Source organism: Nostoc sp. (assembly GCF_036919615.1).
GTDB lineage: Bacteria > Cyanobacteriota > Cyanobacteriia > Cyanobacteriales > Nostocaceae > Nostoc.
In genome coordinates this window covers 1-13,411 of the sequence record NZ_JBALCN010000098.1, presented here as the reverse complement: position 1 = coordinate 13,411, position 13,411 = coordinate 1, and the positions used below count along the sequence as shown (strand labels likewise).

Annotated in this window: 14 protein-coding genes; 10 read left to right on the top strand and 4 right to left on the bottom strand. The window is 44.1% G+C overall.

Going from position 1 to position 13,411, the window contains the following annotated elements:
- Nucleotides 1-45: 45 nt before the first annotated feature.
- Complete coding sequence (dps, locus tag V7K48_RS29805) at nt 46-618, bottom strand: DNA starvation/stationary phase protection protein Dps (RefSeq protein WP_335078115.1); 573 nt, start codon at nt 616-618, stop codon at nt 46-48.
- Between the two features lie 114 nt (nt 619-732).
- On the bottom strand, nt 733-1,782 hold the full coding sequence (locus V7K48_RS29800; RefSeq protein WP_335078113.1) for an aldo/keto reductase: 1,050 nt from the start codon (nt 1,780-1,782) through the stop codon (nt 733-735).
- Nucleotides 1,783-2,124: 342 nt separating this feature from the next.
- Between V7K48_RS29800 and V7K48_RS29795 the strand changes: the two genes are divergently transcribed.
- The 4 genes from V7K48_RS29795 (at nt 2,125) to V7K48_RS29780 (ending at nt 4,421) form a co-directional block, all read left to right on the top strand.
- Nucleotides 2,125-2,733, top strand: a complete 609-nt coding sequence (locus V7K48_RS29795) for a Uma2 family endonuclease (protein ID WP_335078111.1) — start codon at nt 2,125-2,127, stop codon at nt 2,731-2,733.
- A 148-nt stretch (nt 2,734-2,881) separates the two neighbouring features.
- The gene (locus tag V7K48_RS29790; RefSeq protein WP_335078109.1) at nt 2,882-3,289 is read left to right on the top strand and encodes a thiol-disulfide oxidoreductase DCC family protein; all 408 of its coding nucleotides are present in this window, start codon (nt 2,882-2,884) and stop codon (nt 3,287-3,289) included.
- A gap of 439 nt (nt 3,290-3,728) precedes the next feature.
- A complete protein-coding gene (locus V7K48_RS29785) occupies nt 3,729-4,061 on the top strand; it encodes a DUF433 domain-containing protein (RefSeq protein ID WP_335078107.1) in 333 nt (110 codons plus the stop codon).
- A gap of 6 nt (nt 4,062-4,067) precedes the next feature.
- Nucleotides 4,068-4,421, top strand: coding sequence for a DUF5615 family PIN-like protein (locus tag V7K48_RS29780; protein WP_335078105.1), 354 nt, complete (start codon nt 4,068-4,070; stop codon nt 4,419-4,421).
- On the opposite strand, the gene V7K48_RS29775 is transcribed toward V7K48_RS29780, so the two are convergent.
- Nucleotides 4,413-4,580 carry a hypothetical protein gene (locus tag V7K48_RS29775; protein ID WP_335078103.1) on the bottom strand — a complete coding sequence of 56 codons (168 nt, stop codon included), beginning with the start codon at nt 4,578-4,580 and terminating at the stop codon, nt 4,413-4,415. The two genes, V7K48_RS29780 and V7K48_RS29775, sit on opposite strands and share 9 nt — an antisense overlap.
- Nucleotides 4,581-4,706: 126 nt before the next feature.
- On the opposite strand from V7K48_RS29775, the gene V7K48_RS29770 reads away from it, so the two are divergent.
- The 4 genes from V7K48_RS29770 to treY all read left to right on the top strand — a co-directional run bounded on the left by V7K48_RS29770 (nt 4,707) and on the right by treY (nt 10,062).
- On the top strand, nt 4,707-4,868 hold the full coding sequence (locus V7K48_RS29770; RefSeq protein WP_335078101.1) for a hypothetical protein: 162 nt from the start codon (nt 4,707-4,709) through the stop codon (nt 4,866-4,868).
- Between the two features lie 14 nt (nt 4,869-4,882).
- Complete coding sequence (gene treZ / locus V7K48_RS29765) at nt 4,883-6,730, top strand: malto-oligosyltrehalose trehalohydrolase (RefSeq protein WP_335078099.1); 1,848 nt, start codon at nt 4,883-4,885, stop codon at nt 6,728-6,730.
- 104 nt (nt 6,731-6,834) lie between these two features.
- On the top strand, nt 6,835-7,038 hold the full coding sequence (locus tag V7K48_RS29760; protein ID WP_335078098.1) for a hypothetical protein: 204 nt from the start codon (nt 6,835-6,837) through the stop codon (nt 7,036-7,038).
- Between the two features lie 201 nt (nt 7,039-7,239).
- Complete coding sequence (gene treY / locus V7K48_RS29755; protein ID WP_335078096.1) at nt 7,240-10,062, top strand: malto-oligosyltrehalose synthase; 2,823 nt, start codon at nt 7,240-7,242, stop codon at nt 10,060-10,062.
- Between the two features lie 244 nt (nt 10,063-10,306).
- Here the strand turns inward: treY and V7K48_RS29750 are convergent, their stop codons facing one another.
- Nucleotides 10,307-10,585 carry a hypothetical protein gene (locus V7K48_RS29750; protein WP_335078094.1) on the bottom strand — a complete coding sequence of 93 codons (279 nt, stop codon included), beginning with the start codon at nt 10,583-10,585 and terminating at the stop codon, nt 10,307-10,309.
- Between the two features lie 277 nt (nt 10,586-10,862).
- Between V7K48_RS29750 and V7K48_RS29745 the strand changes: the two genes are divergently transcribed.
- Both V7K48_RS29745 and V7K48_RS29740 read left to right on the top strand, forming a co-directional pair.
- Nucleotides 10,863-12,395: a trehalase family glycosidase gene (locus V7K48_RS29745; protein ID WP_335078092.1), complete on the top strand. Its 1,533-nt coding sequence runs from the start codon at nt 10,863-10,865 to the stop codon at nt 12,393-12,395.
- 154 nt (nt 12,396-12,549) lie between these two features.
- The gene (locus V7K48_RS29740) at nt 12,550-13,197 is read left to right on the top strand and encodes a DUF938 domain-containing protein (RefSeq protein ID WP_335078090.1); all 648 of its coding nucleotides are present in this window, start codon (nt 12,550-12,552) and stop codon (nt 13,195-13,197) included.
- Nucleotides 13,198-13,411 lie beyond the last annotated feature (214 nt).

Genomic DNA, 13,411 nt, shown 5'->3' with positions numbered 1-13,411 from the left:
GCACCCTACTACTCATGAGTTAGAAAGCGTATCTCTCAGAAGTGCTTATATTACACCAGCAGGTGTCTTTTGAGTTTTAGTAATATCCGTTTTGCCATTCTCTGCCTTAATTTCTGCTACTTGCAGATGAGCTTCTAAGAACCAGAGTCGTTTGTCAATGGTGCGGGAAATTTCAGTGTAAAGGTCGGCAGTATCAGCATCACCTAAATCATTAGTTTTAGCGATCGCTTCCCGGATATGTTTAGCATAGGGTGCAAAGCGATCTGCTAAGGCTGTCACATGGTCTTTACCATCCAAAATATCAAAGGGATATTCTGGCAAAATTGAATCACTAGCAGCAGAACGGACTGTTCCTAAGGCATATCCGCCTAAAGCAGTGACGCGTTCAGCAACTAGATCGACGTACTCTTCTAATTCACCAGCAAGTTCATCAAACAATTGGTGTAGCTGGTAGAAGTCAGTGCCTTTAACATTCCAATGCGCTTGCTTTGTCTGGGTTTTCAGATCCAAAGTAGCTGCCAAAGTTTGGTTGAGAATTACTACGATTTGCAGTCGCGCTTCGGTGGGAATGTCAATCCGGGTGGGGTACAAACGTGATGAAATGGTGTTGTCGCTCATGATTCTAGTTAATGCCTTTTTTATCTAACTTTACAGATAGTGGTTGGCTGTGCAAAACTCTCTGACGATAGATTGAATTAATGCCTGAATCTGTCAATATTTATGACTATTGCATTAACTGCGATGGTTTTCTATGGTATCGAATGTACCACCGAAAAGGCGATCGCGAATTACATCGTTTTGCAAAAAGTCATGAGGGAAACCCAATTCAATTTGACTCACTTCATCTAACCGTTGCAGATGTTCTGGTGAGAGGCTGACATCTAAAGAAGCTAAGTTATCTTGAAACTGAGTTAATTTACGTGCCCCAATGATTGGAATAATCACACCACTTTGAGCGCGTAACCAAGCTAATGCTACCTGTGAGGGTGTGTGTCCAATTTCTGCTGCAACTTCACTAACAACTTCAGCGATCGCTAAATTCTTTTCGGAAACCTCTCCCCCCGTAGTTTTGAATCGCCCTTGTTCACCCCCTTCTTGAGGAGGTTTATTGTACTTCCCTGTTAGCATACCACCACCCAAGGGCGACCACGGTGTTACTGCTAAATCAAAGGCTTTAGCCATCGGGATCAAGTCTCGTTCTGGTGCCCGCTGAATTAAACTATACTCAATTTGCAGGGCGACAAACTGCGTCCATCCTTGGTATTGGGCGATGGTATTTGCTTGGGAAACAATCCAAGCGGGTGTGTCAGAAATGCCGATGTAAAGTACCTTACCTTGACGCACTACATCATCAAGCGATCGCAATACTTCTTCAATAGGTGTTGTGAAATCCCAAGCGTGCAACCAGAATAAATCAATGTAATCGGTATTCAGCCGTTTCAGACTACCTTCTAAAGACTGAATTAAGTTCTTGCGATGATTTCCACTGGCGTTAGGGTTGGCCGTTTTATCATTCATCTGCAAAGGAAAGGAATATTTTGTAGCAACTACAAAGCGTTCCCGTTCTTTAGCGATTAACTCACCGACAATTTTTTCACTGCTACCATCGGTATAACCATTGGCGGTGTCAATGAAATTACCTCCTGCTTCTACAAAAGTATCAAAGATTTTACGACTTTCGTCAGCAGATGCACCCCAACCCCAATCTTCACCAAAGGTCATGGTTCCCAAGGAGAGTTCAGAGACTCTTAACCCGCTTTTGCCCAACAGTTTGTATCTCATGAATATTTTCTGATTAATGAAAAAAACTATCGAATACCATCCCAAAAGCATGATAACTGCAAACCGGGGGTGATGTTTGAGGACAAGCCCTTTAGTCTATCTAAATGTAACCTTTTGCATTGTGAATGCGAGGGCTTGCATTGTGAATGCAACGACTTACATTGTGAATGCGAGGGCTTGCATTGTGAATGCGACGATTGCATTGTTAAAAGTAGGCAAACTTCCGCCGTGCTGTACTGGTGTATGGGACTGACGCACTAATTCTCTGAAACTCTTATTCCTTGCTGTACTTTGCAACGGCAGTCGCTAGAATAAGCCAAAGTCCAAGTCAAAACAAGACCTATGACGTACACCTCACCCAAACTACTTACCTTTGAGGAATTTATAGCCCAATATGGTGATAATACACGCTACGAACTAATCGATGGACAACTAAGAGACATGGAACCTACAGGGCCACACGAAGCTGTTGCTGGTAGTATTGCTGGTAGAATCTATGTGGAAATTTTTAGTTCTAATTTCAACTGGCTAATACCAAAAACTTGTCTGATAAAACCACCTGCTGCTGAAGCCACAGCGCTGCGTCCTGATGTAATTGTTTTAGATAAAGCCGAACTTAGTAAAGAACCGCTCTGGCAAAAAGAACCTATTATTTGTAATGGTAGTACAATCAAACTTGTTGCTGAAGTTGTAAGTACAAATTGGCAAGATGATTATGCAAGGAAAGTGGAAGAATACGCTTTTCTTAATATTCCAGAATATTGGATTGTGGACTTTCGTAGCTTAGGTGGTTTGCAATTTATCGGTAATCCCAAACAACCCACATTCACCGTTTGTCAGTTAGTTAACGGTGTATACCAGCAGGAACAATATCGCTTAGGAGATACTATTTATTCTGAACTTTTGCCAAATTTGCAGCTTAAACTCGACGATATTATGCATATTGAATAAATAAAATTTTGTTTTGCCTGAGGTGAATTGGATTATTTAGCACTGCTTCGGTGAGGCCAGAGCGATCGCTATGGTTTTCTAAGCTAGAATACTAAAGTTGTATTTAACACACACTTGAAAAGTCAATTGCCAAAGGGCCGTTATTTTTATGAATTACTACGTAATCTACGACGGAAATTGTAATCTCTGCGTTACCCTAGTGCGATCGCTAGAATCCTTAGACAAGGGAAAGTTATTTCGCTACAGTCCTATGCAAGATGAGCAGACACTTTTACGATGGGGAATTACAGCCCAAGACTGTGAACAGGGGGTGATTTTAATTGATGGCAATGAACCTGAAAGACGTTGGCAAGGTAGTAACGCTGCGGAAGAAATTGGGCGGTTATTGCCAGCAGGAAGTATATTTGTAGACGCTTATCGAGCATTACCGGGGATGAAGTGGGTAGGCGATCGCTTTTACGAACAAATCCGCGATAACCGCTATGCACTCTTTGGTAAGCGTTCTAATACCTATGAATCGTCATACTGTGTTGATGGTAGCTGCAAGTCAATCTGATTTTGGATTTTGGATTTTGGATTGACCCCGACCACAAGGGTGCGGGGCAAGCCGAATTTTGGATAATGGAATTGTTCCGCCCACGCTTGGACGGGGCATGAACCAAATAATTCTTTCTTCTTCAATCTCATATGTTGAAGAGTGAAGTTCGTTGAACCACTATTATTTAGCACAGCCAAGATGAGGCTAGGAGTTATTCAATGGCTTTCCTGCTTACGAGATGTATTGCTCGATTGATGGCGGTTCAGTCATGACACTTGCCCATATTAAGCCAATATCACCAATAGAACTCATTGGTTCTGCAAATCAACCTTTCAATATTTCTACCAGGATTGTGCTTTGTTACCGAAGGCAATTGAGCAACCCTAGAATCTGTAAAGGCTCCAGACTGCTTGGGCCTTTGCTAGCATATGAATTAAAAACCTGATAGATAAAGTCTATGGCTCTAGCAATTACCCTCGAACCTACACCTATAAAGACTGATCCTCATGGAGTTGTACGAGTTGGCAAAACTCGCGTCACCCTAGACACTGTTGTTACCGCTTTTCTTGAGGGTTGCACACCTGAGGAAATAGGAGAACAGTACCCGTCGCTTCAATTGCCGGATATATATATGGTTATTGGTTACTATCTTAGACACAGGGATGAGGTTCATACCTATCTTGCAGAACGCCAGCATCAGGCAAATATAATTCAGCAGGAGGCTGAACAGCGGTTTAATCCCATTGGAATACGCGATCGCTTACTTGCTAGGCAAAATCAATCCAGGTGATCTGAAATGTCTCGATTCCTGGCTGATGAAAATTTTAACAACCAGATTGTGCGAGGTGTTCTTCGTCAAAATCCAGATGTTGATATTGTGCGTGTTCAAGATGTCGATTTGTCAGGAGCAGATGACCCAACCGTTTTAGCATGGGCAGCCCAAGAGGGACGAATTATCCTAACTCATGATGTTGCTACCATGACAACTTTTGCATATCAACGCATCCAAGCAGGATTGTCAATGCCTGGGTTGTTCGAGGTAAGTCGTCGTGTCTCAGTAGGGTTAGCGATAGAGGAAATTATCTTGATTGCGGAATGCAGTTTTGAGAGAGAGTGGGAAGGTCAACTAAGATTTCTCCCTCTACGATAAGCAAGAGTAGTTGTCGCCACCTAACACTGCGTTGGTGCGGACGGAACAGAGGTTGCTGGTGGGAGTTTGAGGATATCTGCCGCCGCACAACTTCACCGTTAGCCAGCAATCACATACAGCAGTCTTGTCAAACCAGTTGCTCAAGTCCCTTGTTTTCATTAGTCAGCGGAGGCGGACTTTGTTTGTATAGCCGCGAATTCCATTCGCTAGGGCTACAAAAACCCGCAACTCAACTAACGAATTTAAAGCACTCACAACTAAATTTGTCATTGGACAGAATTTATTTTGGTAAAAAATCCGCCTCCAGGCGCTAGCAAAAAGTCTGCAAGACCAACCATTATGCTATCTGGCGTGTTTGTAAACATTGTACAATCAATGACATTTGCGATCGCCTACGGCGGGTGGGCACACCATCGCGCCACAATTCGGCACAACAAACTGAACTGATGGGAGGATACTGCGTGAGAATTGGTGCTAACTACTTGGGTAACGGAGAGTGTGAATTTACGGTTTGGTCTCCACTATTAGATAGCGTCACTGTACAAATTTTGACGCCAGAACCGCAGTTAATTCCCCTCAAGCCTCAGTCTGAGGGATACTGGCAGATTAAAGTGAACGATGTGTATCCAGGCACGCTTTATCGATATGTCTTGAATGGCCAAGATACCTTTGCTGATCCGGCGTCGCAGTATCAACCTGAAGGGGTACATGGGCCGTCTCAAATTATTGATCAACAGTTTGAGTGGACTGATGAAGGGTGGACTGGCATTCCTGTGGAATCGCTGATTTTCTATGAACTCCACGTTGGCACATTCACGCCAGAAGGAACTTTCACCGCGATCATTTCCCGCTTACCGGAACTGAGGGAATTGGGAATTAATGCCATTGAAATCATGCCCATCTCCCAGTTTCCGGGAGATACCCATGTTGAAGCAACTCTTGCATATCGCAACTGGGGCTATGATGGCGTTTACCCTTATGCTGTCCAAAATTCCTACGGTAGCCCAGCTGACCTGAAGCAACTGGTAAATGCTTGCCACCAACACGATATCGCCGTAGTGCTGGATGTCGTGTATAACCACTTTGGCCCAGAAGGTAATTATATGGCGCAGTTCGCGCCCTACTTTACTAAAACCTATAAAACGCCGTGGGGCGATGCGCTGAATTTTGACGATGCCTATAGTCAGGGTGTGCGAAACTATTTTATTCAAAATGCGCTGTACTGGTTGCGCGAGTTTCACATTGATGCATTGCGGCTAGATGCCGTTCAAGCAATTTATGACTTGGGGGCGAAGCATTTTTTATGGGAACTGGCAGAAGCAATTCATCATTTCTCACAACAAGGGCAAAAATGGAAACGCCATTTAATTGCTGAAAGTGACGAAAATAATCCGCAAATAATTCGTCCGGCAGAATTGGGTGGATATGGAATTGATGCCCAGTGGAGTGATGATTTCCACCATGCATTGCATACACTGTTGACAGGCGATCGCCAAGGGTATTATCAAGATTTTGGGCAAACTGCTCAGTTGGCGAAAGCTTATGAAGATACTTTTGTCTACGATTGGAAGTACGCACCACACCGCAAGCGATTTCATGGCGTATCTTGCCGCGATCGCCCTTTATCACAGTTTACAGTCTGCATTCAAAATCACGATCAAATCGGCAATCAAATGAAAGGAGAACGCCTTACCCAGCGGATCTCTTTTGAAGGATTAAAGTTAGCCGCCGGCGCTGTGCTGCTGTCGCCCAACTTACCCCTGTTGTTCATGGGAGAGGAATACGGAGAAACAGCACCCTTCATTTACTTTGTCAGTCACTCCGATCCTGATTTAATTCAATTAGTTCGAGCCGGACGCAAACAAGAATTTGAAGCATTTCACTACGCAGATGATCCCCCAGATCCGGAATCGGCAGAAACTTTCCTAAAGTCTAAACTCAATTGGCAATTACGCAACGAAGGTAAGCACAAAGTTCTGTGGGATTGGTATCGCCAGTTAATTAATTTCCGCAAGACACATCCAGCCCTTTTGAATCAAGACCGCAATTTCATCCAAGCGACTAGCGATAAAGAGAAGGAGTTGGTCATTGTGCGTCGTTGGTGCGAATCAACTGAACTAATATTTGTGATGAATTTCAATTCATCTCCAATGACAGTGACTTTGCCAATTGGGCATAATGCTCATAAGTTATTAGACTCAGCAGATACCTCATGGTCTGGGCCTGGTTCTGAAGCCGCTGAACATCTGTCTGTGGGCCAAGAAGTGAAAATAAAAGCTACTAGTATAGTCCTGTATGAAAGGGAATGAAGGGGAGAGTTAGAACTTGAACTTTCAGCCTCATAACCTCAAGTTTCGAGCAAAAAGGCTCAACGTTTGAGCAAAAAGGTTCAACGTTCGAGCAAAAAGGCTCAATGTTTGAGCAAAAAGGTTCAACGTTCGAGCAAAAAGGCTCAAGTTTCGAGCAAAAAGGTTCAACGTTCGAGCAAAAAGGTTCAACGTTCGAGCAAAAAGGTTCAACGTTTGAGCAAAAAGGCTCAACGTTCAAGCTAAAAGGCTCAATGTTTGAGCAAAAAGGTTCAACGTTCGAGCTAAAAGGTTCAAATTCCTGCAAGTAATATCATGTCCGCTAAATTACCCATAAAAAAAGAACCCCACCCCCAACCCCTCCCCGCAAGCGGGGAGGGGAGACAAAGCACAGCTTTGGCGGGGTGGGGTTCTTCGGGTTTAATAAGCAATCAAGCGAACATGATATAGGCTCCTCATCCCCCTCACTCCCCACTCCCCACTCCCTACCTCCCACTAGAAACAACAAACTTATGCGAATTCCTACCGCAACTTATCGAATTCAGTTTACACCTGAGTTTGGCTTTGACAACGCTAAAGCGATCGCAGCTTATTTGGCAGATTTAGGCATTTCCGATTTATATGCCTCCCCCATTTTCAAGGCACGAACTGGGAGTACGCATGGCTACGATATAGTAGATGCCAATCAACTTAACCCAGAACTGGGAACTAATGAATCCTTTGATGCATTAGTTGGCGAAGTCCAATCTCTTGGTATGGGCTGGTTACAAGATATTGTGCCAAACCACATGGCCTATACCAGCGAAAACCCTTACTTGATGGATGTGTTAGAATACGGACCAGATTCCAGCTATACCGACTACTTCGACCTTTCTTGGAATGCTCCCTTTGGCGATCGCCAAGAGCGAATCCTAGCACCGCTACTTGGAGATTTCTACGGTGTATCCTTGGAAAATGGAGACATTAAACTAGAATATGATCAAAACGGTTTAACTGTAAACTATTACAGCTTAAAACTGCCGTTGCGGTTAGAGTCTTACACAAAATTTATCACTCAGAATCTGGGTAAACTCACGCGCACACTAGGACGCAATCACCCCGATTTTATTAAGCTATTGGGGATTCTCTACATTCTCAAAAGTGTGCCCTCAGAGGTTGCGGGAAAACAGCGACAAGACCAAATTGCATTTATTAAAGGATTGGTTTGGGAACTCTACACCACAAACGATGCTATCCGCGAGTTCATTGACGAAAATATCCAAACTTTCAATGGAGAACCAGGCAATTCAGAAAGCTTTAACTTCCTAGATGATTTACTGAATGACCAATTTTTCCGTCTCGCCTATTGGAAAGTTGGGGCGGAAGAAATGAACTACCGTCGTTTCTTTACTGTCAATGAACTAATTTCAGTTAAAGTTGAAGAACTGCGAGTTTTTAATAATACCCACAGCCTAATTCAAAAGCTGGTTGAAGAAGGGATATTTACAGGTTTACGCGTTGATCATATTGATGGACTTTATAACCCAATCCAGTATCTCGAAAGGCTGCGTGAAAAGACGGGTGATGTTTACATCACGGTGGAGAAGATTTTAGAACTCACCGAAGATTTGCCGGAAAATTGGGAAATTGAAGGGACATCTGGATATGACTTTTTGAACTATGTAAATGGTGTATTTTGTCAAACAGAAAATAAATCACAGTTCGATAAAATATACCAGAACTTTATCGGCTCCAGAGTAGATTATGCATCGGTGGTGAAGGATAAAAAGCATCTAATACTGGAAAAGAATTTAGCAGGTGATATTGACAATCTGGCTCTTTTGTTAAAGAATGTTTCTAGCAAATATCGCTATGGCAATGATTTTACACTGAATGGACTAAAAAGAGCGATCGCCGAAGTTTTAACACTGTTCCCGATTTACCGAACATACATTACGCCCGATGGAATTGGGGATAGCGATCGCGCTACCATTCAAGAAGTAATTGACCAAGCCAAAGAACAAACGCCCCTGTTATATCATGAATTGAACTTTATTGAAAAGTTAATGCTGCTAGAGTTTGATAATTCTCTGACTCAAACAGAACGCGAACAGTGGGTATATTTTGTCTTGCGGATGCAGCAATACAGCGGGCCTTTGATGGCAAAAGGCGTAGAAGACACCACATTATATGTTTACAATCGCTTGCTTTCGCTGAATGAAGTTGGAGGTAATCCTGGTCATTTTGGGATTCCAGTAGCCAAATTTCATGCCTTTAACCAACAGCACCAAGCAACCTGGCCTCACACAATGAACACCACAGCCACCCACGACACCAAACGCGGCGAAGATGTGCGCGCCAGGTTGAATGTCCTGTCAGAAATCCCCGATGAGTGGGAGCAGCAGGTAAATACTTGGAGCGCCATGAATCAAGGACATCGTAGCGATGGCTTCACCAACCCCTACGGTGTACGCCACGGGTTTGCTATGCCCGATCGCAACGATGAGTATTTTATCTATCAAACTCTAGTAGGGGCGTTCCCCTTTGCAGAACAGGAATATGCATCCTTCATGGAACGGGTGAAAGACTATATAATTAAAGCAATTAGAGAAGCGAAAGTCCATACAGCATGGTTACGACCTGATAGCAGGTATGAAGAAGCTTGTACCTCCTTTATTGACAAGGTACTCGACCCTTCGATCTCTGGGGAATTTCTAGAAGCCTTTCGTCCCTTTCAACAGCGAATTGCAGACTATGGTATATTCAATTCCCTTTCCCAAACTCTACTGAAGATTACTGTGCCAGGTGTACCCGACTTTTACCAGGGAACAGAACTTTGGGAACTAAGCCTAGTCGATCCAGACAATCGCCGTCCCGTGGATTTTGAACAGCGACGTACTTATTTAAGCGCCATCCGCGAACAGGTAAAAACAGATATTCTCGGACTAATTCAGGAGTTACTGAACGACAAAACAGACGGCAGAATCAAACTATTTTTAACAGCTCAATTACTCCAAGCTAGAACAAACTATGTCTCATTATTCCAGGACGGTGATTATCAGCCATTAGAAGTTCAGGGAACCTACGCCAATCACATTATCGCCTTTGCGCGGCGGGAAGGGAATCAAACAGCGATCGTGATCGCGCCTCGCTTTTTAACTAGCCTCATCCAGCCTGGAAACAACCCCTTGGGCGAGTTCGTTTGGCAAGATACGCACCTACAATTACCCCCTGGAACTCCCCTCACCTGGAAAAACGTCCTGACTCAGCAACCTTTGGAGGTTACAGAAACATTATCTATCGCAGCAGCCCTCAGCCATTTTCCAGTTGCTCTGTTAGTTAGTAGTGCCGAGTAAAACAGGACTTACGTACTGAAAATCTGAAGCCTCGATCCCCCACTCCCCATGCCAGTCGCTCATGGGGAGTCAATCAGTTTTAGATTTTGGATTGACGATAGCGTAGCGTAAAGCCAACTCTTGGAGAGTCTGCGTCCCTTGCGCGTCTTGTAGAGAGCGTATGATTGGATTAACACTTCGGCTTACCTCGACTTTGCTACTTCGACGCCGCCCAACTCTACCAGAGGCTGCACCCTAAGTGTAGCTATGCCGCAGGCTTTACGGCTACTTCGACTCCGCTCAGTACAAGTTCGTTCAGGGCAAGACGCTCAGGACAAGCTCGGTACAAGTCGCTCAGTGCTGACCCCCGACTACGAAAGCGAACAGCGGGACGAAGTACGGGTATGGGGCTTGAGGATAATGGAATTGACGATAATGGAATTGTTCCGCCCACGCTTGGACGGGGCATAGTTAAGGCAGTGGCTCCCCTTCTCACATTGCCACAGCCTAACACCTGCCGTAGGATGCCCGAATGCAAGAGCATCTCCTAAAGGAGAAGGGCTGTAGGGAGAAGATCGCGCCTGCTCCCCTTAAAAGCGGGGATCTATTCTGCCTAAGTTCGATAAAAAAATGAATCTGTCTGGCCCAGAGAAAATACCGTAAAATCTCTGCGTTACAACCATTCGTGCAGCGTGTCGCTTAGGATAAGTTCAGATGTCTGACGAGAAACCGCTTCGCACCAACGGCAAAAGCCGCCGCTCATACTTCTCTCTGCGTTAAAAAAATCCGGACTCTTCAACACCCTGTCAAATTGAAATATCATGACCACTTCATCTTCTATCCAAACTTCAGCGTTTACCACCACGCAGATTGATGCCGTGCGGGCCCATATCAAAAAGACATGGAAAACCTTAACGCGATCGCACGAACACTTATTACAATCTGCAAGGGATACTAAACTAGAGCACAAAAAAGATACTTGTTGGATTGTCTACATTTCCCCCTTAGAAGATTCTCCCAAGGTTCGAAGTGTGTTGGAGCGATCGCTATCTCCCAAGGATATGGAATGCCTGGAAATTCGCACTTTGCCACCTGAAGTCGAGGCGATTAAAGAGCATGGGTTACTATACCTACCAGGGCCTTATGTCGTACCAGGTGGTCGCTTTAATGAAATGTATGGCTGGGACAGCTACTTTATATTACTGGGACTTTTGCACGATGGAGAATTAGAGTTAGCGCAAAGCCAAGTTGACCAACTGCTGTACCAGGTGCAGAATTACGGGATCATCCTCAATTCTAACCGGACTTACATGCTGTCGCGATCGCAGCCTCCTGTTCTCAGCATGATGGTTTTGGCATTATTCCAGCACACCCAGGATGAAGAGTGGTTAAGGTCAATTGTACCGCTGCTAGAGCAATTTTACTATTACTGGGTAGTTCCGCCCCATTTGAATGCTGCAACCGGCTTATCTAGATTTTATGCCTTTGGAGAAGGCCCCGCGCCAGAAGTTGTGTTCTCCGAGCGGGATGAGCAGGGGAAAAGCCACTACGATCGCGTCAAGGAGTACTATAAAACTTTTGAAGTTGAGGATTATGACGTTAGTCTTTATTACAACCAGGAAACTGACCAACTGACCAACCTATTTTACAAAAGCGATCGCACCATGCGCGAGTCTGGTTTTGATATCACCAACCGATTTGGCCCTTTCAGTGCTGATATCCTCCACTATGCTCCTGTGTGCCTCAACAGTTTGCTGTATCAGGTTGAACAAGATATGGCGCAAATTAAGCATATTCTGGGGAATGAACAATTGGAACAAAAATGGAGCAATCGCGCAGATATCCGCCGCGATCGCATCGATCAGTTTCTCTGGGATGAAGAACAGGGACTTTATCTGGACTATCACTTCCAGAGTGGAAAACGCCGCCGTTACGAATTTGCTACCACCTTTTATCCCTTGTGGCTGGGAATTGCTTCGCCAACCCAAGCTAAACGTGTTGTGGAAAATCTCTCTTTGTTTGAAGCCCCAGGCGGAATTTTTACCAGTACTCGTGTTACCGGAAACCAGTGGGATGCCCCCTTTGGCTGGGCACCATTGACGTTAATTGCCGTCCAGGGACTTCACCGCTATGGGTATCATACAGAAGGCGATCGCATTGCCAATAAATTCCTGGCTATGGTAATAAAAGAATTCGAGCGTCACAACACCCTAGTCGAGAAATATGATGTTGAACGCTGTTCTGCTAACGTTTCCGACGAAATCTGCTTTGGATATAGTTCTAATGAAGTTGGCTTCGGCTGGACAAATGGAGTCATTCTAGAACTTTTAGCAGCCTGTGGGAAAAAAGTTTAAATAAAAAAGCGTGAGTGAAATGGTATAAAATGCGCTCATATTTTATGACGTTTTGTGTACCTTGCTCACCTTTTTATTTTTCTCTGCTACCCGGTATTAGTGAGGGGATACCATTGTTTCATATTCAGATCAATTTTAAAATGTAACGATACGGATGACACCACAAGACGCACGACAATACGCACCAGCAACCCAGCACAATAGCCAACCAATTCTAGAAATACTTTTGCAAGTGTTGCCGGAGAGTGGCACGATATTGGAAATAGCAAGTGGTACTGGCGAACATGCAGTATTTTTTGCCCCTAAGCTCAGTCCTCGTCTGTGGTTGCCAACAGATCCAAATCCACAATTACGAGCCAGCATTACTGCATGGGCTGAACACTTTAGCTGTTATAATCTTTATCCACCGCTTGAGCTTGATGTCAGAGAACCAGTTTGGCCAGTCGAGAATCGTGCATTTGATTGGCTTAATAGAGAGCCAATTGTCGCTATTGTCAACATCAATATGATTCACATTTCACCGTGGTCAGCCTGTCTAGGACTTATGGCAGGGGCAGGTCGGATCTTACCAGCAGGAGGTATCCTCTATTTATATGGGCCTTTTAAACAAGGTGGAGAACACACAGCAGCAAGTAATGCAGCTTTTGACAAATCTTTACGCGCCCAAAACCCAGAGTGGGGTGTACGTAACTTGGATGATGTTGTCGCAGTAGCTAGCGCCCAAAATCTTACCTTGAAACAGACTTACCAAATGCCAGCAAATAATCTTTCAGTAGTGTTTGAACGTTCTGCTAATGAATAATTCCTAGAGAGCCAGTCCACTAAGTATATGTTGACAAAAATGAAGCAAGTAGCGTCAGCCCCTTCAAGGAAGTCAAAAGTCAAAAGTCAAAAGTCAAAATTAAGAACCTCATAAATAAATTGGTAGTGGTAAATATGTAGTGAAATCTGATATTTTCTAACTCAAATTATTCGTTTGTAGCTGTTAAAATTTTAATTATATTTAACTAACTAAT